The sequence below is a fragment of the Psychrobacillus sp. FSL K6-1267 genome (genome assembly GCF_038003265.1).
GTDB lineage: Bacteria > Bacillota > Bacilli > Bacillales_A > Planococcaceae > Psychrobacillus > Psychrobacillus faecigallinarum.
Genome location: NZ_JBBOOR010000001.1, coordinates 4,099,792 through 4,122,389 on the forward strand (window position 1 = coordinate 4,099,792; position 22,598 = coordinate 4,122,389).

21 protein-coding genes and 1 riboswitch are annotated in these 22,598 nt (G+C 36.4%); of the genes, 4 read left to right on the forward strand and 17 right to left on the reverse strand.

The genetic code is table 11. The features are described from left to right. Positions 1-3: 3 nt before the first annotated feature. The 6 genes from MHB55_RS21070 to safA form a co-directional block, all read right to left on the reverse strand. A complete protein-coding gene (locus MHB55_RS21070) occupies positions 4-978 on the reverse strand; it encodes a sensor domain-containing diguanylate cyclase (protein ID WP_144540139.1) in 975 nt (324 codons plus the stop codon). Positions 979-994: 16 nt separating this feature from the next. Then, complete coding sequence (locus MHB55_RS21075; RefSeq protein ID WP_144540141.1) at positions 995-1,798, reverse strand: alpha/beta fold hydrolase; 804 nt, start codon at positions 1,796-1,798, stop codon at positions 995-997. Between the two features lie 164 nt (positions 1,799-1,962). Next, positions 1,963-2,697: an ATP-binding cassette domain-containing protein gene (locus tag MHB55_RS21080; protein ID WP_144540143.1), complete on the reverse strand. Its 735-nt coding sequence runs from the start codon at positions 2,695-2,697 to the stop codon at positions 1,963-1,965. A gap of 17 nt (positions 2,698-2,714) precedes the next feature. After that, positions 2,715-3,476: an amino acid ABC transporter permease gene (locus MHB55_RS21085; RefSeq protein ID WP_144540145.1), complete on the reverse strand. Its 762-nt coding sequence runs from the start codon at positions 3,474-3,476 to the stop codon at positions 2,715-2,717. 112 nt (positions 3,477-3,588) lie between these two features. After that, the gene (locus tag MHB55_RS21090; RefSeq protein ID WP_154312025.1) at positions 3,589-4,425 is read right to left on the reverse strand and encodes a transporter substrate-binding domain-containing protein; all 837 of its coding nucleotides are present in this window, start codon (positions 4,423-4,425) and stop codon (positions 3,589-3,591) included. A gap of 128 nt (positions 4,426-4,553) precedes the next feature. Beyond that, positions 4,554-4,736: riboswitch (Lysine riboswitch) on the reverse strand. Positions 4,737-5,643: 907 nt separating this feature from the next. Then, entirely contained in the window at positions 5,644-6,252 is a 609-nt protein-coding gene (gene safA, locus MHB55_RS21095) for a SafA/ExsA family spore coat assembly protein (RefSeq protein ID WP_340845125.1), read from the reverse strand. A 300-nt stretch (positions 6,253-6,552) separates the two neighbouring features. Here safA and pgeF point away from each other — a divergent pair, with 300 nt between their 5' ends. Then, positions 6,553-7,314, forward strand: coding sequence for a peptidoglycan editing factor PgeF (pgeF, locus tag MHB55_RS21100; RefSeq protein WP_191697355.1), 762 nt, complete (start codon positions 6,553-6,555; stop codon positions 7,312-7,314). Positions 7,315-7,592: 278 nt separating this feature from the next. Here pgeF and splB read toward each other — a convergent pair whose 3' ends face one another. The 5 genes from splB to MHB55_RS21125 all read right to left on the reverse strand — a co-directional run bounded on the left by splB (position 7,593) and on the right by MHB55_RS21125 (position 10,638). Further along, complete coding sequence (splB, locus tag MHB55_RS21105; RefSeq protein ID WP_340863929.1) at positions 7,593-8,621, reverse strand: spore photoproduct lyase; 1,029 nt, start codon at positions 8,619-8,621, stop codon at positions 7,593-7,595. 14 nt (positions 8,622-8,635) lie between these two features. Then, positions 8,636-8,857 (reverse strand): transcriptional regulator SplA domain-containing protein, encoded by a 222-nt coding sequence (locus MHB55_RS21110; protein ID WP_144540155.1) that lies wholly within the window; start codon positions 8,855-8,857, stop codon positions 8,636-8,638. Between the two features lie 107 nt (positions 8,858-8,964). Continuing rightward, positions 8,965-9,474, reverse strand: a complete 510-nt coding sequence (locus tag MHB55_RS21115) for a QueT transporter family protein (RefSeq protein WP_225216060.1) — start codon at positions 9,472-9,474, stop codon at positions 8,965-8,967. Positions 9,475-9,606: 132 nt separating this feature from the next. Further along, the gene (locus MHB55_RS21120; RefSeq protein WP_144540157.1) at positions 9,607-10,362 is read right to left on the reverse strand and encodes a 3-oxoacyl-ACP reductase; all 756 of its coding nucleotides are present in this window, start codon (positions 10,360-10,362) and stop codon (positions 9,607-9,609) included. Positions 10,363-10,413: 51 nt separating this feature from the next. After that, entirely contained in the window at positions 10,414-10,638 is a 225-nt protein-coding gene (locus MHB55_RS21125; protein ID WP_144540159.1) for a DUF2829 domain-containing protein, read from the reverse strand. A gap of 314 nt (positions 10,639-10,952) precedes the next feature. Between MHB55_RS21125 and MHB55_RS21130 the strand changes: the two genes are divergently transcribed. Further along, entirely contained in the window at positions 10,953-12,368 is a 1,416-nt protein-coding gene (locus MHB55_RS21130) for a LysM peptidoglycan-binding domain-containing protein (protein WP_144540161.1), read from the forward strand. Positions 12,369-12,507: 139 nt separating this feature from the next. Here the strand turns inward: MHB55_RS21130 and MHB55_RS21135 are convergent, their stop codons facing one another. From MHB55_RS21135 to ahpC, 3 genes are all read right to left on the reverse strand, one after another. Continuing rightward, the gene (locus MHB55_RS21135; protein ID WP_154312021.1) at positions 12,508-14,067 is read right to left on the reverse strand and encodes a malate:quinone oxidoreductase; all 1,560 of its coding nucleotides are present in this window, start codon (positions 14,065-14,067) and stop codon (positions 12,508-12,510) included. A gap of 462 nt (positions 14,068-14,529) precedes the next feature. Then, positions 14,530-16,092, reverse strand: a complete 1,563-nt coding sequence (ahpF, locus tag MHB55_RS21140; protein WP_340863930.1) for an alkyl hydroperoxide reductase subunit F — start codon at positions 16,090-16,092, stop codon at positions 14,530-14,532. Between the two features lie 263 nt (positions 16,093-16,355). Beyond that, entirely contained in the window at positions 16,356-16,919 is a 564-nt protein-coding gene (ahpC, locus tag MHB55_RS21145; RefSeq protein ID WP_144540167.1) for an alkyl hydroperoxide reductase subunit C, read from the reverse strand. 185 nt (positions 16,920-17,104) lie between these two features. Between ahpC and MHB55_RS21150 the strand changes: the two genes are divergently transcribed. Together MHB55_RS21150 and MHB55_RS21155 are read left to right on the forward strand one after the other, a co-directional pair. Next, positions 17,105-18,304: a hypothetical protein gene (locus MHB55_RS21150; protein WP_340863931.1), complete on the forward strand. Its 1,200-nt coding sequence runs from the start codon at positions 17,105-17,107 to the stop codon at positions 18,302-18,304. Between the two features lie 208 nt (positions 18,305-18,512). Continuing rightward, entirely contained in the window at positions 18,513-19,103 is a 591-nt protein-coding gene (locus MHB55_RS21155) for a hypothetical protein (RefSeq protein WP_191697351.1), read from the forward strand. Between the two features lie 131 nt (positions 19,104-19,234). On the opposite strand, the gene MHB55_RS21160 is transcribed toward MHB55_RS21155, so the two are convergent. From MHB55_RS21160 to MHB55_RS21170, 3 genes are all read right to left on the reverse strand, one after another. Further along, positions 19,235-20,794: a polysaccharide deacetylase family protein gene (locus MHB55_RS21160; RefSeq protein WP_340863932.1), complete on the reverse strand. Its 1,560-nt coding sequence runs from the start codon at positions 20,792-20,794 to the stop codon at positions 19,235-19,237. Positions 20,795-20,939: 145 nt separating this feature from the next. After that, the gene (locus MHB55_RS21165; protein WP_313955913.1) at positions 20,940-21,812 is read right to left on the reverse strand and encodes an RsiV family protein; all 873 of its coding nucleotides are present in this window, start codon (positions 21,810-21,812) and stop codon (positions 20,940-20,942) included. Beyond that, positions 21,812-22,309, reverse strand: a complete 498-nt coding sequence (locus MHB55_RS21170) for an RNA polymerase sigma factor (protein WP_144540175.1) — start codon at positions 22,307-22,309, stop codon at positions 21,812-21,814. Before MHB55_RS21170 ends, MHB55_RS21165 begins: the two co-directional genes overlap by 1 nt. Positions 22,310-22,598 lie beyond the last annotated feature (289 nt).

Consider the following 22,598-nt stretch of genomic DNA (forward strand, 5'->3'; position numbering starts at 1 on the left):
CCCCTATAAGTCGTTTATATGGGTAACTCTATTTCGACCATTCCTCTTAGAATAATACAACGCATGATCCGCCTTCTCCACCACTGTTGTACGAGTATCCTCAGACGTGTAAGTTGCAACTCCTACACTTATCGTAATTTCGTCAATTGGCCAAGTAGTCTTTTCAATTTCCAACCTTAAACGTTCCGCCTGATGGTTAGCCTCTTGTGCATTTGTTAGTGGGAGAAGTACAATAAATTCCTCTCCGCCGTATCTAAGCACCGTATCTTTCGGACGTACAGTTTCTTCTGCTATCTTGGCCAACCTTTCTAGCACCTGGTCTCCCATCGCATGACCCCAAGTATCGTTGACCTGCTTAAAATGGTCAATATCTATTAAGCATAAGGAAAAGGACTGTTTGTTCTGCTCAAATTGCATAATCATCTCTTCTAGCTTGATATGAAAATAACGACGATTTTTTAAACCAGTCAATTTATCCGTTATGGCTAATTTCTCTAGCTTACCATTTAGTTCAATAAGTCTTTCTTGCTTTTCCTCTATTTCCTCATGCAATTCCTCTAATTTAGAAAGCGCCAGTTCCTTTTCTCGGAACGCTTCCTCCAACTGTTTTTTTGCTAGTCTAATTTCTTGTTCATAGCCTATTCTCTTCCCCATAGAAACCATTACACAATCAATTACCTCTATACCTTCTCGATTTGCTTTTTTTCCATTTAACAATACTGGAACGCTTTGACCATCCTTATGCAGTAGACTTAGAAATAACTCTTCGACGTGTCCGTATAATCGAATATAGGGATAAAAATAAGTATGAAATATAAACTTATTAGTCTTAGACATAATTGTTTCTATATGCTTTTGAGCAATCTCTTCATACATAAACCCTGTCATTTGAAGGAAGGTTTTATTCATATCGATTAGCATACCTTCTTGGCTGATAGTAACGTAACCACAAGGCGCAAGATTTAAACGCTCATCCATACATATACCATTCCCTTCACTGCATTTGGTAAAGATACTCTTTAATCAGCTGTATTGTTTCATGTGGGTGACTTAGATGAGGATAATGTCCCTTCACATCCATTATTTTAAAATCACTTTTCTCAATATGGCGATGTAAGTATTCACCTACCTGAATAGGAACAATACTATCTTCTGAGCATTGGATGATTAATGTTGGAATAGATGATTTCTCTAAATCCTTACGATGGTCGGAAAAGAATGTCACCTCCGCAAATTGCTTTGTAATCTTCGGGTCGGTTGAGCTAAAACTTTTTTCTACTTCTTTTGCCACCGCAGGGTGCACGTCATTAGCGGCTACTATTGGAGCCATATAGCTTGACCATCCTATAAAATTCATCTCCATCATATCTAACATTTCATAAATATCTCTTTCTTCGAATCCTCCAAAATACTCTCTATCATTAAGATACCTTGGGGATGGACCAATCATAACCAAACTTTTAAATGCCTCAGGTTTTTGAATGGCAGCTAGCATACCAATCATGGAGCTGACGGAATGTCCCACAAAGATTACTTCGTGAAGCTTCAATGCCTCTATTATATCTAGCACATCTTGGACATAGCCTTTAAGTGAACCATATTTCTCAGAATTATAAACCTCTAAATTTGAATCTCCTGACCCAACATAATCAAACAAAACAATCTGATATTCTTCTTCAAATGAAGGGACAATATGTCTCCACATGGTTTGATCACAACCGAAACCATGGGCAAACATTATTACTTTTTCCTTGTTCCCTATTACTTTTACATTATTTCGTTTTAGTACTTCATTCATGAAAACACCTCTAGTTTTTTTCCTTATATAAAAGGCTTCCTCTTCTTTTAAAAGGGAAGCCTTACATAGATTTGATAATTTATCCATTGCATATATTACCAATATACTATTTTATCTATTTTTTTTCTACACAAAAAGGTGAATTGATACTAACAACCTAGAGTTTATTTCAATGTTCTTTTTAAGAATTCTCTCGTTCGATCTTGTAGAGGATTGTTAAAAATTTGCTCTGGAGGGCCTTCCTCCGCAATAACTCCCTTATCCATAAAGACTACTCGATCGGAAACCTCCTTGGCAAATTCCATTTCATGAGTAACAATTAACATTGTCAAACCAGTGTTCGCAAGCTCTTTCATTACTTTTAACACTTCCCCCACCATTTCTGGGTCAAGTGCTGATGTAGGCTCATCAAAAAGCATTACATCAGGCTCCATAGACAAGGCTCGTGCAATAGCAACTCTCTGCTTTTGACCTCCGGACAATTGCTTTGGTTTAGCATTAACGTAGCCATCCATGCCTACAACGTTTAAGTATTTCAGTGCAATTTTCTCGGCTTCTTCCTTAGAACGCTTTAATACCTTTACCTGTCCAACTGAACAGTTACCTAACACATTGTGATTATTAAACAGATTAAACTGTTGAAAGACCATTCCAAGCTTCGTTCGGTAGGAATGGATATCGTGCTTATTATCGAGAATATTCTCCCCTTGATAAATGATTTGCCCACCACTTGGCTTTTCCAACAAATTAATGCAGCGGAGAAGAGTCGATTTTCCCGATCCAGAAGAGCCAATGATGCATACAACCTCGCCTTTTTTAACAGAGAAATCGATATCTTTTAATACTTCATGTGCTCCAAAGGATTTGCTTAAATGTTGAATTTCAATTACCTTTTCCATAGTTGCTCCTCCTTTGCTTACTGATTTTCATGTGGACCTTTTGGTAGGACTGCCATTTGCATCGGTTGACCAATGACTGTATAGTTTTCAGGTCCATCCAATTTCTTCTCAAAATGACGTAATATCAAGGTAACGGCAAATGTCATGATGAAATACAAGATACAAGCTACAAAAAATGACTCAAAATATCTAAAGTTATTTCCTGCAACTGATTTTGTTTGGAAATACAGCTCAGTGACTCCGATTACATTCAACACAGAGGTATCCTTAATATTAATGATAAATTGGTTACCTGTTGCAGGAAGTATATTGCGGATAACCTGAGGTAACACAATATGAAGCATCGTTTGAATATGCGTCATCCCTATTGCTTGAGAGGCTTCAAATTGACCCTTGTCTATGGAAATAACTCCGCCTCGAACAATCTCCGCCATATAAGCACCCGTGTTAATAGAAACAATGAAAATAGCAGCGAGTAGACGATCCATGTCTAATCCAAAGGCCAATGAGGAGCCGTAAAAAATAACCATTGCTTGTACTATCATTGGTGTGCCACGGAAAAACTCTATATAAATAGAGAGCATTAAGTTAACCAGCTTAAGAAAGTATCTTTTAATCCCCTTTTCTGGCATAGGAACAGTTCTTATAACTCCTGCCAGCAAACCGATGATAGCTCCGAAGATTGTTCCAATAATGGATATTAAGAGGGTTACTCCGGCTCCTCGTAAAAACATTGGCCAATTATTTGTAATGATGGATATAATCCATTCTAAACTCATAGTCTTCCTCCTTACATACTAGCTGACCCCATAAACACACTTACCAAGGAAAGTAAGTAAATGCTGTAAATAATGAAACGGCTGCAAAATAGTAGCAGCCGTTGTTATATGCTTATTCTGCAGCTGGTTGATTTAAAATAGCATTGTCCATAATTTCTTGTCGCTCTTCTTCTGAGATTCCTGCTAAAATTTTATTGATTTTGTCTGTTAAGTCACTTTCCTTTTTCAATCCTACTGCAACGGCTGTTTCCTCTTCATCTGCCACGAATCCTTCTGTAAATTCGATCATTACAAATTTATCATTTGCTGATGAAGCACTAATCCCTTCTGGACGTTCAGATACATAGCCGTCAATCATTCCAGATTCTAGTGCCACACGCATTGCAGGAAAATTATCTGATGCCGGTTGTTTTTTTACTCCTTCAATTTGGTCAATAACTCCGTAGTGAGAAGTATTTAATTGGCCAGTAATTTTCGCTCCCTTAAAGTCTTGAATAGAGGTAGCATTTTCAAATGCCCCGCCCTTTTTTACCACCATGACAAAGTTGGAAGTATAATAGTTTTCGGAGAAATCAATTGTTTTTTTACGCTCTGCAGTTGGTGACATCCCCGCAATAATTGCATCAATTTTGCCGGATGTTAGGGCTGGGACTAAACCGTCCCATTCCGTTTTAACAACAACGAGCTCTTTACCTAAGCCCTCAGCTATTTTTTTAGCAATTTCTACATCGTAACCACCAGCATATTCTGCATTACCGTCAATTTTTACGCCACCATTTTTGTCATCCATTTGAGTCCAGTTAAATGGTGCATATCCTGCTTCCAATCCTACTGTAAAAGTATCTAGATCAGAAGCTGATCCAACGCTTTCTTCCTCTTTTGTTCCACAAGCTGCAAGCAGTAAAATGGTTGATAGTAATAATGTTAAAGTGAATAGTCTTTTTTTCATCTCTATTAATCTCCTTTTTTAAAATTAGTATATGTATGCAAGCATACAAAAAGGACAACCGTACAAAAAAAGACCTGAGATAGACTCAGGTCATATATGTATGGTTGCCCTAAATCCTCTACTTTTCCCCATGAGATAGCACACCATTATAAACCGGGACGTTTATAACGGACAGTCCTGCAATTATTCACTGCAGACCCAGCATGTAATAATGAGTTTATTACAAACTTCGGCGACATTTCCTTCTCCCTAGCATCACAGCTACTCAAGCTCCACTAAGGACTGTTAAATATCGCGCCTCTACCTCACTTCTATAAAGCGAGGTTATATTCAATTATTGTTCATAGTCTACAACAGAGATTTTCATCTGTCAACATGTGTTCTATTGATTAAACAAAATATTACTATTATTAGATTGTAATCTCTTTAGAATTATTTCATTACCCATTTAAAAAAAGCTAATAATCCGAGGAATTGCTAAGAAAAGTCTGCTAAAGTAAACGCATTTTCAACTTTATCATACTTTTTCTTTTTCCCTTTGGGCATAGGTTCCGAGGGGGAGCGATAAGCCATCACCGTCGCTTGCGCATCTTTTATGAGGTCTTATCTGTCTCAGTCGTCCCACAAGAGGCGCCGCCTGCCGCTCCAATCATAAGTTTTATAGTAAAGAGAAAGGAATATAGATAAAACTAACTCATTTATTTAAAGCTATTAATAAAATACTTTTCACTTTGACTATTTGATTAACAAGTGATGGTTGATTTCCGCTCTCAGCGGACGCTTTCCGTGGGGTGAGGATAAGCCATCACTGTCGCTTGCGCGTCGTTTGTGATGTCTTATCTGTCTCACTCATCCCACCGGAGTCTCCGACTGCCGCTCCAATCAAATAAAGCCCGCTTTAAAAGCCTCCATATACATTCTAGGATCTCTTAGACCATTCGTTGATTGGTTGAAGCCCCTTTCTAGGAGAATTTCCATTTTGAACGGGACGAAAAATGTTTCACATGAAACTTTATATTATAAAAAAAACATGAGATAAGCTGGTTTCACATTACATGCGACAGTATGGCTTATCGCTATACTCCACAGAAAGAATTCGTTTAAAGCGCAACTTTAGCTATTTATAATTTATGCTTTTCATTTTTCTCACCTTATCGGAAAACCGCAAAAAAAGAGCGCAAATGACTTGGCTACCACCGTCATTTGCACTCTTTTCACTTATTTTTGTATAAACATTTGTGTCCAGTAGTTACCGTCTTTTACATAACCTACACCAATATGAGTATAGTTTTTGTTTAAGATATTCGCTCTATGACCTTCACTGTTCATCCAAGCATCTACTACTGCTGCGGCTGTTTTTTGACCCATAGCAATATTTTCTCCTGCAGATTTATAGCTTATTCCAAAATTCTTCATCATTGTAAATGGAGTTCCGTAGACAGGACTAGTGTGACTAAAATAGTTTTTATCGTGCATATCCTGTGATTTATATTGCGCTACTCTTCCAAGCTCCCAATCATATTTTAATGCTGAAAGACCCGCGTTTGCTCTTTCCACATTTACAAGTTTAATTACTTCTTGTTCTATACTATAAGAATCGTTTGAAGGGACATTGATTTTTTGACCTGGATAAATAAGGTCCGCATTTTCTAATTGAGGATTTTCCTTGATTAATTCTGAAACACCTGTTTGTGTCTTCACAGCAATTTTCCATAAAGAGTCTCCTGATACTACTGTATAGGAATTAGCTGCAAATGCAGTGATAGGCATTAATAACGTTAGTAATAGTAGTCCTACAATAGCTACTTTAATTTTTTTCTTAAACATTGTAATCTTCCTTTCCTTCTTTAACTCTACTAATATAGTAAATTAAAAAAAGAATGGAAATCATCCCTTAATAATTGGATGCAATTTTACAGGTATATTACAAAGGAACTCAACAGAGAGACAAAGCTCGGTATTAAACGAATTCATGCTTATTCGAAGGTAATATTTTTGAAATATTCAAGGAGGAAAATTCCTTTATAGACAAAATCTTTTCCGATTATCCCTTCCTTACTCGAACTGACCATTCTGCTCTCCTATACAACTTCCAAGGATTATACTATATTAAAAGTGGGTGATTATATGAATATTAGGAAATATTTAAATAACGAGCGTTTTATCTTAGGAACGACAATGAAAGACGTTACTGCTTTAGAAGAGAACAACATGGCTTTACACGTTTGTGAAAATCCAAAGAATATATTGGAAAATCGCAAGAGACTGGCGGAGCAACTCCAATGTAATTTGGATGATTTTGTTTGCGCCAATCAGACACATAGCGCCAATTTCCATAAGGTAACTGCAGCTGATAAGGGGCGTGGAGCAAGGCTGTTAGATACTGCCATTAAGGATACAGATGCTCTTTATACATTTGAACCAGATCTTTTGTTATGTAGTTTTACAGCAGATTGCGTCCCTGTCATTTTCTACAATGAAAAAAATAATCTGGTGGGAGTAGTACACTCTGGCTGGCAAGGAACGGTCAAAGAAATTACAAGGAAGCTGTTTGAGTATTTAAAACAACACGAACACTGTAACCCAAATGACTTTCATGTACAAATTGGCTCTGCACTCAGCCAAGAAAAATTTGAGGTAGATGAAGATGTCTATAAAAAGTTTAAAGATTTAGGCTATGCGAACGACTTTATGTACTATAAAAATGAAACTGGTAAATTTCATATCGATAACCAGCTCACCGTCCAAAAGCAATGTGAGCTTGCTGGTATTCCACTTGAACGTATTTCAATCGATCGAACATGCACATTTTTAAACCCTGATGGTTTCTCTCATCGAGAAGACAGAAATACAGGTAGACATTTAAGTTTTATCATGCGGAAGAAATAACCTTTCAAACACATCACTAATTGAGCTGATGTGTTTTTTTATTGAAGACATCCATTTGAATTAAATTTCTTTATATATTAATTTAAATTTCTTTTTGGCTGGGGGAAGTCTATCTTTTTTGGAGCTACTAGAGAACACTAACATTACTTCACCATTTGAGAACGATAGTATAGAGAATGCTTTACTTTTTGTTGAAAAATGGTTAATAAAAAAAGGTTATTTCATATAAATTATAAAATAGCCTGATTCCCGTTTTGAGGAATCGGGCTATCTGCTTTTTAAGTAAAATATTCAAATTTAGCATTAGGAAAAAACTTATCCATATAACTGTAGAGATGTTCTTTAATATCTTCCTCTTCTTCTTTTTGATAAATATATTTCCCTATCCCATATTTTCCCCACTTTATTCTTCTGGATTCTTCATCTAGCTCAAGCTTGGTCATAGGATAGTTTTTTTCGATTACTTTTTTAGCTGGTTTAGTAAAGCGATGCTGTATGAATTCAAAGGTTATATTATCGCGGGCGTCCTTTGGAAGTTCAGCATCTAATCTTTCAAACATATGATAATATCCTTCTTTCCAACCTTCATGAAGGTAAATTGGAGCTACGATAAATCCCAAGGGGTAGCCTGATCTAGCAACCTTCCCAGCTGCCTCAATACGCTTATCCAGTGGAGAAGTACCTGGTTCGAAATTTTTAATCACATAATCAGCATTCACACTAAAGCGAAATCTCGTGTTCCCATTATGCTTTGCGTCCAATAAGTGATCTACAAAGTGAAACTTTGTCACAAATCTAAGCCTGCCAAATTCTGATTGACCAAAATGTTCAATTGCCCTTTTTAATGTATGTGTAAGATGGTCGATTCCCACTATATCAGAAGTACAGGATGCTTCAAATCTTGTGATTTCTGGTGCACGTTCCTCAATATACTTGTCAGCTGCTCCGAGAATTTCCTCCACATTTACATACGTTCGAATATACGGCTTGCTTCCCATCGTCGTCTGTAAATAGCAATAATGACAATGCCCCATACATCCCGTGGCGAAGGGAATTGCATATTCAGCTGAAGGCTTAGAGGAATCAAATTTTAATGTCTTACGTATACCAACTACTAGCGTAGACTTAGCAATACGATATTTTTGAAAATCATTATCGCCTGGAAGGTTTCGTATTTGGTTGTGGGAAGTCGTATAGTGAATTTCTTTTCCCAGCTTTTCAAATTTCTCTTTCAGCTCTCTACCTAGAGGATATTCAAGCGCCTTTGGCTCAAAATATACAAGCTGGGGTGTAAATGGTTTTCTCATGTCCAACCTCCGTCTTATTGAAAATAATGACGATATGCTTGTTCCGCTTCATAGGCGCTTGCATAAATGGCCATGTCAGTCGTTAAAGGGTAATATGTTTCATAAACAAAAACAGCCAATTCGTCAGGGTTTTCTGGGTTATTTACTACTGCCGCCGATTGAATGTTAGCTACGCTTTGAATATGTGGGTTACGGTAAAAAATATAAACAATATCACCTGCTGTATAATCTTCCATCTGCTTCTCTCACTCCTAGCTTTCCACCTAGCTTGGTTTTCCTGAGAGAATTTATGTAATAAATAAAAGTGAAAAAACCACATTCGCTTAAAGCGAATATGGTTTAGTTATTTAGACAAGTCTATTCTCTTATTTAATAAATATATAGCAATTCCACCAACAGTCATCGAGAACAATTCACTTAGCCCGACTGTTAAATAGGTATACCAAAAAGGAAATTCCAGCATAATAGCTAACTGCCCTGCAACTGTAAACATGGAAAGCGCAAAGATAATAGCTGTAATCGCTATTTTCCATATTTCACTGGTCAATCTCTTAGTGACCTTCCGACAAAGTATCAATACAAGGAAAGTTGCAATTCCACCAATAGGCACATCGAGCATCCAGGTTGGGGACATAAAATTAGCAAGGACTACACCTAATGTAATTGCCACAACATAGCGCTTATTGTATAACGCCAAATAATTAAACATCTCAGCTAAACGTAGCTGGATGTTTCCAAAGCTAAAAACAGCTAAAAGTACTGTTACGGCAACATATAAAGCTGCAACCATAGCTGTCTTCGTTAACTCATTTACCGAGGAACGACTTGAGTCCTTCAAAAAGGTAGTATTCAATTTACATTCTCCTTTATAAAATAGCAAACTGCTATTTTAGTAATAACTACGACCAAAGGATTCCAAGTGCCGTAGTGCAAGCAAAATTGCTTACTCGGATAGTATATCAGGAATTATTGCCATTTAATATAATTATTTGGCAATCCATCCTCCATCAATGGGTACGACTGCTCCATGAATATAATCTGCTGCATGACTAGCAAGGTAAAGAGTTAGGTTTGCCACTTCTTTTGGCTGTGCCCACCTTCCTGCAGGTGTTTCATTGGCTACCCATTTTGCTATTTCTCCTTCTCCTGCAAAATCAGCATTATTCATTGGGGTCTGAATCGCCCCTGGAGCAATAGCATTTGCTCTTATGCCCTCACGGCAGTAATCTATATCCAATTGCTTTGTGTATCCTATAATGGCGTGCTTAGAGGCTGTATAAGCTGCTCCTCCACCTCCTGCTACTAATCCGGCAATAGAAGCCATATTGATAATGACTCCTGATTTTCTTTCAATCATTTGAGGGAGAACTGTGTTTGTTACCAAATAGGTTCCTTTCACATTGGTGTCCATGATTTTATCCCAAAGTGTTTCATCTGTTTCTAGAGTCTTTGAATAATTGTCTAAAACCCCAGCTGTATTGAGTAAAATATCTATTTGCTTAAATGTCTTGAGGGCTATCTCAAATGCTTCCTCTACGCTCTTTTTATCGCTTACATTTCCAATGTAGTACGAAAAACAAGACTTATACTGGTCTTTTAATGATTTAAGTCCGGCTCCATCAACATCTAAACCAAATACGTTGGCCCCACACTCGATAAATGCTATAGCTTGAGCTCTCCCTATACCAGAAGCAGCTCCAGTAATAAGAACCGTCTTCCCTATGTACTCCTCAAATTTCAATATGATTCCTCCTAAATATGAAAAGTCCACGATATCTCGTGGACTTTTAGTTTATTTGCTTACAATAACCCAATCCTCAGCCAATAAGTCACAAACTGTTGGGGTAAACATTGTATATCCTTCTCCTTCTACATTAATCAAAAAGTAAGGATTTAGATTTTCTCCATCATGCTTGCTTTGTCCAACTAGCATTACGTACAATTCCGCACCACCCCAGCCTTGTCTAATTACTTTTTCCCCAGATTTTAAACGTGGTAATATCTCTTCAAACATCATTGTTATTCACCCTTTATCTTCCCTATATACTTTCTAACCAAAATTATACTAGATTGTAAAATGGCAAACAACTAAAGGAATAGCTGCTCTTTTCATCTCCTTTAATTTTATACAGATCTTGTATGTAGAAGATGTGATTATTTTAGTCAATATTCTTTAAGCACCTAAAACACAGAATTTTGTATATTAGTCGATTGGTCCGGTCGTTTTTGATTTTGGAAATCTATTGATTTGATAAAAATAATAAGTTTCACATTTATATTCGTTTAACAAAACATATACTTTATTAAACCTAAGAAAAAAGGAGCTGCCCATTGATCATATATGTCGTCAATAATGGTGATACGCTTTGGGGAATTGCTAATCGTTATCAAATAGATGTAAATGCCATTCAACAAGCTAACCAATTGCCTGATCCAAATAATCTTCTAGTTGGCCAATCTCTTGTCATCCCTATCTATGGGATTTACCATACGGTTCAAAATGGAGAAACTTTATGGTCGATTGCACAACAATACGGTGTTTCTGAACAATCTATTCTTTCTTCTAACAGACTGCCTAACCCAAATCTCTTATATCCTGGTGAGCGAATTTTTATTCCTCCTATTATTCATGTGGTACAGCCCGGAGAAACGCTACGGCAGATTGCTAGCCTTTACGGAACTACTATCCAAGCTCTAATCAGTCAAAACTCTCTCCAAACTCCCGGTCTCCTCTACCCAGGAACACAATTGATTATTCCTAGACCAAAGCCTATAACTGAAGTGAATGCCTACACCTATCAGAAAGAGGAAGATGCCGTTCAGACGGTCAACAGTCTTCAATCTCTCCTGACCTATATTAGTCCCTTTGCATACAAGTTAACAGAGAATGGGGATTTAGAACCCTTAAAGGATGAACTTGTATTAGAAGCAGCTGTTTCCAATGATATTGTACCGATGATGGTCATCACCAATTTTTCTTCCACAGAAGCTGGCACTAATCTAATGCATGTCATTTTCTCTAGCCCAGACATATTAACAAAATTAATGGCAAATATACTTCAGATCATGGAGGACAAAGGCTATCGAGGTTTGAATATTGACTTGGAAAATGTGTTACCGGAGGATAGAGATGCTTATACTGCCTTTCTCCAGCTAGCAGTAGACACACTACATCCTAAAGGTTACTTTGTTTCAACAGCTGTTGCTCCTAAATTTAGCGACACTCAGTCAGGTTTACTTTATGAAGCACATGATTATGAAGCACATGGGAGAATTGCAGACTTTGTTATATTGATGACGTATGAATGGGGTTGGCGCGGCGGACCTCCTCAAGCAATTTCTCCTATCAATCAAATGAAGAAAGTAGTAGAGTACGCTTTGACTGTTATGCCAGCCGATAAAATATTTTTAGGCTTTCAAATTTATGCACGAGATTGGCGAATACCTCACGCGCAAGGACAAATTGCGGAGACATTTAGCCCTCAGGAAGCTGTTAGAATAGCTACTGAGCATAAAGTAAGAATTCAGTTTGATTCAATCGCTCAATCTCCTTTTTTTACCTATACCGATGAGCAAGGTCAAAAGCACGAGGTTTGGTTTGAGGATGCCCGTAGCGCTCAAGCTAAATTTAACTTGGTCAAACAATACCGTTTAAGAGGTATTAGCTATTGGGTGCTTGGCTATCCCTTCCCTCAAAATTGGGTATTGTTAGATGATAACTTTGAAGTAAAGAAATTAAAAGAATAAGCGCTGGACCTTGGACTAAGAGGTAAGTCGCTTTTACTGGACGAACATTTGAAGTACACTTACTTCCTTATTCTAAAACAAAAAACCTACCATCTTTAAATAAATGGTAGGTTTTTTGCACATTTATATGGATAAAAGCTTAGATGATATCATCGATTGCTTCTTTTACATCTTCCAAAGGTTCGATGTTCTCTATCGTTTTTCCTTCACCTTTAAGTTTAAGCGTTTCGGCTGTTTCCGCATGTACTTCCTTAAGTAGTTCTGGATTATTCATTAAGGACAGACCATAAGAAGGAATCATTTCTTTAATCTTTGGTTCCCAATCATTTATATGCTCTGGGAAGCAACGTTTAAGGACATCCAACATAACTGGAACAGCGGTAGAAGCTCCTGGAGAAGCTCCTAATAATGCGGCAATAGAACCATCCTCAGCTGTGATAACCTCTGTACCAAATTGAAGAGTTCCTTTTCCGCCTGCTTCCGTATCCTTGATAACTTGTACACGTTGACCTGCTACAACTAAATCCCAATCCTCTGCTTTAGCATCTGGGATAAATATACGTAGCTCTTCCAAACGTTGTTCTTTTGATAACATTACTTGTTGGACTAAATATTTTGTTAAAGACATTTCTTTTGCACCCGCAGCTAGCATTGTAAATAGGTTATGTGGTTTAACAGAAGTAACTAAATCCAGCATAGATCCTGTTTTTAGGAACTTTGGTGAGAAACCAGCGAACGGTCCAAATAGTAGTGATTTTTTATTGTCAATAAAGCGAGTATCTAAATGCGGCACAGACATTGGTGGAGCTCCAACTGCAGCCTTACCGTATACCTTTGCATGATGCTTCGCTACTACGTCTGGATTGTTACATACCATGAAGATCCCGCTAACTGGGAAACCGCCAATATGTTTTCCTTCTGGAATACCTGATTTTTGTAGAAGATGCAGACTTCCTCCGCCACCGCCGACAAAAACGAATTTTGCAGTATGAGACTCGATTTTCCCCTCTGCGTTGTTCTTCACTTTCACTTCCCACTTACCGTCTGGCGTACGATTCAAATTTTCTACACTATGCTGGTAATTCACTTTTACATTTTTGCTCTTTAAGTGTTCAAATAGCATACGTGTTAAAGCGCCAAAGTTTACATCTGTCCCAGAGTCAATTTTAGTTGCAGCAATTGCTTCATTGGCCGCACGGTTTTCCATGATTAGTGGAATCCATTCTTTCAATTGTTCCGAGTCGTCAGAGAATTCCATTCCCTCAAACAATGGGTTCTGTGTCATCGCTTCAAAACGTTTCTTTAAAAATTCAACGTTTTCTTTCCCCTGAACCATACTCATATGAGGTAAAGGCATTATAAAATCCTGTGGGTTCTGGATTAACTTACTTTTTACAAGATGTGACCAAAATTGCATAGAAACTTGGAACTGTTCGTTTACATTGATTGCTTTTGTGATATCGATAGAACCGTCTGGCTTTACAGAAGTGTAGTTAAGCTCACATAGAGCTGCATGTCCTGTACCAGCGTTATTCCATTCATTTGAGCTTTCTTCTCCTGCACTATCGAGCTTCTCAAATACTTTTATATCCCACTCCGGTACTAATTCTTTTAAAAGTGTCCCTAAGGTCGCACTCATAATACCGGCACCAATTAAGATAACATCTGTTTTAGTTTCTGTGTTGCTCACTTTTACCATCCCTATACTTTATATTTGCAGAAACAATGTTAACGCTACCAAAACAAATGGTTAAGTTAACAACGTTTCTGACTCTATATAACCATGACTTTGCTTGAAATTTGTTTATAAGTTCAGAATATCTATTCTATTATAATATAATTGTCCCTTTTTTTAAAGTATGTAGAAATTGTGAATTAATTCTGATTGAATCAATTTCATCATTCCTGTTTTTACGAAAAGAAAACGAACAATAAAGAAAGAAACAATGATATATACATGCTTTTCTTAGAGTATAATGTACTTGATTTCCGCTCTAGGCGAAAACTTTCTTCCAGGTAAGCGATAAGCCATCACCTTTGCTTACACGTGGTTGAGGAGGTTGCTTGATATGCATTAAAATACCCTCTCGAATTGGAAAGGGTATTTTAAAAAGTAATTCATATTACTTCCTGACATATATTTTATTCATAAATAATTGTATTAAACTTTAACAAGTTCAGAATTTGAGGGAGCTATGTTACGAATCATATAATCAAATGCTCCTAGCGCTGCTGTTGCACCAGTTCCCATTGAGATGATGATTTGTTTGTACGCTGTGTCTGTACAGTCACCAGCAGCAAATACTCCTGGCATGCTTGTTGCTCCATGCTTGTCTATAATTATTTCTCCATGTGCGTTTAAATCAATTGTACCTTGTAAAAACTCGGTATTTGGTAATAGACCGATTTGAACAAATACGCCTTCTAATTCAATGTGATGTACTTCTCCTGTTACACGATCTAAGTACGTAAGACCGTTTACTTTATCCGTACCTGTAATTTTCTGTGTGGAAGCATTTGTTAGTACAGTTACATTAGATAAGCTATGTAAACGCTCCTGTAGGACTTGATCCGCTTTAAGCTCATCATTATGCTGAAGTACTGTTACATGATTAACTATTCCTGCTAAGTCTATTGCTGCTTCAACACCCGAATTACCGCCACCTACAACGGCAACATTTTTTCCTTTGAAGATTGGACCATCACAGTGTGGGCAGTATGCTACCCCTTTATTTTTGAATGCTTCTTCCCCTGGTACATTTAATTGGCGGTATCTGGCTCCTGTTGAAAGGATAACAGTTTTTCCTTTTAACACTGCACCATTTTCAAGCACTACTTCCACCTGCTCTTTACGTACTATGCTGGATACGCGTTGAGATTTCATCACTTCAATTGGATAATCTGCTACATGCCCTTCTAAGCTTGAAACGAATTGAGGACCTTCTGTTGCTTTTGTACCAATGATATTTTCAATTGATAATGTGTCATTTACTTGGCCACCAAAGCGCTCTGCCACAATTCCCGTACGAATTCCTTTACGTGCTGCATAAATAGCTGCGCTTGCACCCGCAGGACCGCCACCAACAACAAGAACATCAAATGGTTCTACATCATTAAATTCAGAGCCATCTGATCTGTTTCCTAATTTATTTAATATGTCTTCAATTTCCATACGACCGTTTGCAAAATTTTCACCATTTAAGAAAACTGATGGAACAGCCATAATATCTTTAGCTTTTACTTCTTCTTGAAACGCGCCCCCTTCAACCATTACATGGGAAATGTTCGGGTTTATCACGGCCATAATATTAAAAGCCTGCACTACATCCGGACAATTATGGCAAGTTAAGCTCACGAAAGTTTCAAAGTGCATTGGATCTTTAATTGCTTGAATACGCTTGATAACTGCATCATCAACTTTCGGAGCACGGCCACTTACTTGAAGTAAAGCCAAAACTAATGAAGTAAATTCATGTCCTAAAGGTAAGCCAGCAAAAACAACACCTGACTCCTCACCAGCTTTGTTTATACTAAAACTTGGCGTGCGCTCTAATTGCACATGCTCGACTGAAATGCGTGATGACATCTTTTCTAATTCTGTTACTAGCTCTAATGTATCTTGAGATACTTTATCATCACCTACACTAACCTTTAATACAAGATCGCCTTCAAGCAACGCTAAATATTGTTGTAGTTGTGCTTTAATTTGATTGTCTAATACCATCTATTCTTTGCTGCTATACGAGTGGTTTTGATAGGTTAAGGGTAACTGCGTTCTATCAGTATTTAGCAGTGCATCTAACTCAAAACATATCTAAATCACTTACTCTCCAGGCATAGCAGACCTGCCACCTCTCTTTTCATCTCATATTTTAGACAGAGAGCATTTGTCTATTTCCTTCTTACTAAAAATAGAGCGACAAAAATCAACCATAAAGATAAGATTGTTTTTGTCGCCTATATGATTATCTTATAAATTACTAAATCTTAGATTTTACCTACTAAGTCTAAGCTTGGAGTTAGAGTTTCAGAGCCTTCTTGCCATTTAGCTGGGCAAACTTCTCCTGGATTATTGCGAACATATTGAGCTGCTTTAATTTTGTTTACTAATGTCGAAGCGTCACGACCGATACCACCAGCATTTACTTCGTAAGCTTGTACGATACCATCTGGATCAATAATGAACGTACCACGTTCTGCTAAACCATCTTCTTCGTTTAATACGTCGAATGCTCTAGAGATTTTATGTGTTGGATCACCAATCATGATATATTCAATTTTACCGATTGCTGCAGAAGAATCATGCCATGCTTTATGTGTAAAATGAGTATCAGTTGATACTGAGTAAACTTCTACCCCTAATTGTTTTAATGTAGCATATTCATTTTGTAAGTCCTCTAATTCAGTTGGGCAAACAAATGTAAAGTCTGCTGGATAGAAGCATACTACACTCCATTGTCCTTTGAAGTTTTCTGAAGTTACGTCGATGAATTCTCCCTTTTGAAATGCTTTTGCAGAGAATTCTTGAATTTCTTTACCTATTAATGCCATAATAATTCCTCCTGTTGTCTCTTATTGGTGCTTTAGCATCATAATTATTTTAGAATAATTACAATTCAATATGTAGAATTATCATATACATTTGTGCTTCAGTCAACCTGTAAGGGTAACTAATGAATTTAAAATGTTTTTAAAAAGCTGAAATGTAAGGAATACACGTGAAAGTAGGTCAAATAATGATACAAGATTTTATAAATAAAACGATTGTTAAAGAAGTACAAGAAGACGACATAATTTATTATTATACAGAGAAAGAGGAGCCTTTAGCAGAAACTATTTTATTGGATGGATTTATCTCCAATGTTACATTTTTTGATCCGAAGTCTCATCCTTTTTCAACCTCTGAAGAAAAACAACATTTCCTGAGCTATGTACAAAAAGTATTTGAAAGAGAACATTTAGTTTTAGACGAAATAATAGACTTCGACTCTCATTACATGGTGCTTCTTACTTTGAGAGAGCCGAGATATAATATTCCAGTCCATTCAACTGGAATGAATTTAACGATTGGAAAAAACGGGACATTAGAAGAAGTATCTTTTTCAAATGAACAAGTGCACTTTGCATATCCAGAAAAACTCATTTCAAAGGACCAAGCGAAAGTAATTATTCAGCAACAACAATTAATGACGTTGACTATACGCCCAGATATTGGCTGGCATTATGTATATGCTCCTGACTTTAATCTAGTTGGAGTAGAAACAGACGGTAAAGTCCGTTATATGACTGATATGCCCGAAATGGAAGGCGCTTGCTTTGAACCATTGCCAACCGTAGAAGCAGTGGCAGATTTGAAAGTATTTTTAATAGCGGGACGTAATGCAACACTTGATGTCTATGAAACGGAGGATATGAAGAGTTGGGAGATTTTTAGTGATGAAGAGGAGAAAGCTGTGGCTGGTAATCCTTTGGAAAAGGCATGTATCGCTTTAAGAACAATTGTTGGAGATGAATATAACCGATTTTACTTAGAAAAAACACCCAATTTACATAAGGCTCTAGGAATTGAAATAGAAAATGACTTATTTAAATCGTATCGTTTTGTGTATGTGAATAATAATATCTCTTTAGACTTTCTAGCAACCGAAGTAATTGTTAATACAGAAACAAGCAATATTCAGTCAATAAATCATTCTCTCATCCCTTATGAAAAATTCAAAAATTTAAGAAAACCATCCATTAGCTATAAAGAGGCTAATGCCATTGCTCAACGATTAGTAGATGTAGATTTAGCACTTGAACGGCAACACATAGATTCAATTGTATATTCCTTCGTTTACTTGATTGATTATCCAAGTTCTCCGACTAAAGGACATATTCATTATATTGATGCATGGACAGGAGAAGTTTATTTCGTTGAAACAGGATTTCAATAATATAAGGGCTTAGAAATATTGCTCATTTCTTCTTTGCAGAATTTATCCCATCTCAATAGCTTTAACCTAGTAATTTGTAGTACCCTTCAGTTATGGATATGTTTTCCTCGTTGGGTATGTTTTTGCAACCACCTGTTTGGAGGATTTAAATAATTTATTCGGGGTATCTATAAGACTTACGAGCTATTCGTTAGGAAGTGATACTTTTATGTTTGGACTATCGGATCTCTTGTCATTGATTATTTCAGCATTTATTATCTTACCTGTCGTAGTATTTCTGCGAGAGTCTGGCTATTTAATCGTCAGCTGGTTATTTGGCGTTGTTAAGCCAAGGCTAACAATTGGTTCTGGGCCCAGGCTTATTAAACTTGGAATGATTGATATACGCAAGTATTATCATCTGTATAGCTGGTTTTCATACGATGACTTAAAGCGTAAAAGTAAGTTTGCTTACGTTTGTATTTATTCAGGGCCAATATTGATAAATTTGTTTATTGCCCTCCTCATTAATTTTTTAATTGCCAACGGATGGGCAGAGGAATACAAAACTTTTTGGGATCGCTTTGTTTTTTATGCTTTTTATTACGTGGTATTCGATGTAGTACCCATGACAACTATCAACGGTAAGCCTAATAACGGAATGATTATCTATGAAATGATTCGTTATGGAAAAAGAGTCGATTTTAACGATGAGTCCTTCCTTCCAGCTACTTCAGATGTAGAGGAAGAGTATCATGAACAGATGGAGCAAATGGAGGAAATAAAAAAAGAACGAGATGAGGAAAAGCATAATCGCTAACCTATAATATAATGATAATTCTCACGAGCCAGATGTAATGTCCCAGAGGAATAAGAAAAGATAGATACTCCATTAAAAAAAGCCGATTTAAGATTAAATCTTAGATCGGCTAGTTTTTTTATAAAACCTCATTAAAGTGAATCTCTATTCGTATAAACCTGTCCAGCATAATGGATACCTGGCGCATTTAAATTCAATAATTCGCTGACGGTTACAAACTCATAACCCTGTTTCGTTAAGTAGTTTATGACACTCTCTAAAGAAGCTGCTGTCGTTTCATAAATATCATGCATTAAAATAATACTTCCATCGCAAGTAGACTTTTTAACCATTTGCAAAATACTAGCTGGATTTTTTGTTTTCCAATCAAGTGTATCTACTGACCATAAAACAAGAGGATTATTAACTGCAGCTTTCACATCCTGATTATATGCTCCATATGGTGGGCGAACCAGACTAGGAGCTTCTCCTGTTATTTTAATAAGTTCATTGGAAGTACTTAAAATCTCTTTTTCTATTTCTTTCATCGATAGCTTTGTCAAAATAGGATGGCTCCATGTGTGGATACCAATTTCATGTCCTTCTTCATACTCTCTCTTAATAATATCAGGATACTTTTCTACTCTATTACCTAATACAAAAAAAGTAGCTTTAATCTTGTGTTTGTTTAATATGTCTAAAATAGCAGATGTGCTTGATTTATTTGGACCATCATCAAATGTTAATGCTATGTATTTTTTGTTCGGATCTAAAGGTTTTATAGATTGGGTATTTCTTTCAACCATAGTCGAACCATTAAAAGCATCAGAATAAATGGAACGTAAAAATGAATCTTGAACAATTCCCGTTAATAGACTATATGGTATGGATACATGAAATGGTTCTAAAATACTGTCATCCAATACCCCTTCACTAAACTCAATTTGGAACCCTCGATCTGTAAAGTAAAAAACTTTGTAGTTTTCTTCAGTAGCAGATATTTCTTTAACTAGGGTTACTTCTTCTGGTGTATAATTTTGATCCTCATTTTTTTGAAGTACTCTTTCCAGGCTTTCTTTTAAGTATTGGATAGAACCTTCATTAACCATTATATCTTGTAGGCTTAGGGCCTCTCCTGTACTTCGGTCTATATTTAATGAGATTGTTTCTTTTTTCCCGTTTTCTCCAACAACATCGGCATGAATAATCACTGATAATAACTCTTTAGAGACATATTTTATAGATAAATCTATGTTTAAAGTAGGGACTTTTTTATTCGTATCTTTCTTAAATATATCCTTAATAAAATTTTTATCTTTGTTTTCTTTAGCGATAGCTGCTTCTATAAACGTATCTCTTTTCTTTTGGACAAACTTTTCTATAAACTTATCCGCATCGTTATCTGTAGACAGATATTTAACCGTATATTCATATACTTCATTTTCAACTGTTTCCGTTTTAATTTGAATACCTTCATATTCAGTTTCTTGAGTACTCACTTGTGCTTTCACTGCTTCATTAGATGAAAAAGAAGTATCCGATATTTCTATAGTAAAAAACAAAACAAGAAAAAGTAATAATAATAAAAAAACAAACACTGGTTTTTTTCTAATTTTTCTTTTAACTTTGACCTGTTCATTTTTTCTGTGAGAGTACGAAGTTGACGGTACCCTTCCTTCCTCTTCATATGTTTTCCTTCCTGTCTTACTCATGTTAAACCACCCTATTTATACAATTGAATTATTATTATCGTCTTTATAGTCGTAAAGTGTAGCTATTCGTACAAAAGAGAGGAGATGTTTGCATCTAGCGTACATCTCCTCTTCTAACATTTTATGATTTGTGTTAGTAAGCTATTTACTGGATGTATTCATCATTCATGCGAGTATCTTTTATTAGCTCCGTTGGAATTTCGAATTCAATGACACCCATATAGCCAGGTGCCACCTCATACTTGTCAAAGACTATTACGAGCTTGTTCTTAGCAGTAATATAAAAATTTTGTTCCGGACGGATGGAAGTAAAGGTATCTACTAAATCTTCATCTGCTAAACCTGCACCCTCTACCCAATACACTTTTTCCTGATTCGTTGCTAGCATCTCTTCTTGCATTTTCTCCTTAATATAGTCACTAATTATTGAGATATAACTATCATCTTTAAATAAGCTTGGAAGAGTCAGTACAATTTCTTTTTGCTTATCGATTGTATCGTACTGCATCACTGTAGAAGATGATCCTACGGTATTGACTACATAACGTCCAATCGATAATAATTTTTCTGTATCTGTTGCTACAATGTAGCCACTGTCTACTCCTAAATGTCCTCCCTCAACCTGTTGCATCCCTTCCATCTCCTTTTCAAATTGCTCATATAGCGCCTTTCCTTCTTTTGCGTATTTTTCGTTAAGGGCATTAATCGCATCTGAGTTTCCTGAGATTAGCGGAACGTCAATATTAGCTGAATACGTATCCTCTTGCTTTTCGTAATGGACAAAGGTCAGTACATGGACAACATCTCCAAGTACCGGCAACTCTCCTAATGCCTTAGCCATGGTAGGACTCATATTAAGGCTTGCTATAAATAGAGCAGCTGCAGCCGTCATACCCAGAAACCATTTTGGCATTTGTCTCTTACGATTCTTCTTCAAACTGGCTTCTACTACAGCATCCAAATTTTCTGGGATAGGTATATTTTTGTATTTTTCTTCTAACTTTTTCAGCTTGTCCATCATGTCAACTCCTTTTCCGTCAATTCGATTTTAAGTAGCTTCAATGCTTTGTAGATTCTCGATTTAACAGTATTGATATTTACATCCAATATGTACGCAACATCCTCTATTTTTAAATCCTCAAAGTAGCGAAGAACAATGACCTCTCTTAAAGTAGAAGGTAAACTTTCCAGTGCCTCATTCAAATCCATATTTTCATATGTATCATTTTGGTGTGGCGTTAGAAACTCTAATTGTTCGTCATTCATAACTTGTATGCGCTTGTTTTTTCGTAGGAAGTCAATAGCTGTTCTTACGACAATTTTATAAAACCAACTTTTCAGTTGCTGTTCGTCTTTTAATGTGTGTAGAGACTGCAATGCTTTTTGAATGCTATCTTGTACTATATCTAGTGCATCTTGTTCATTTTTCATATAGCTATATGCAAGCAAATAAAATCTCTCTTTATTTGCCCGGATGAAAGTCACAAATACTTGTTCAACATGTTGATGCTTCATCTCTAAGAGCTCCTTTTTCAGTATTTGTTAGTGTATACATAAGATAGACGGATACATAGCCTAAAAAGTTGAACATATAATCATTTTCTTTACTAAATAGTTTTCTCCGAATAAAGAATTAAATGAATCAATTTCATAATTTCTTTTTATGCGTTCAAAAGAAGAGGAAATAATGAGATATACAAGTTTTCTAAGAATATAATTTAATTGATTTCCACTCTAGGCGGACGCGTTCCGCGGGGTGAGCGATAAGCCATCACCGTGGCTTGCGCCTCGCTTGTGTTGGCTT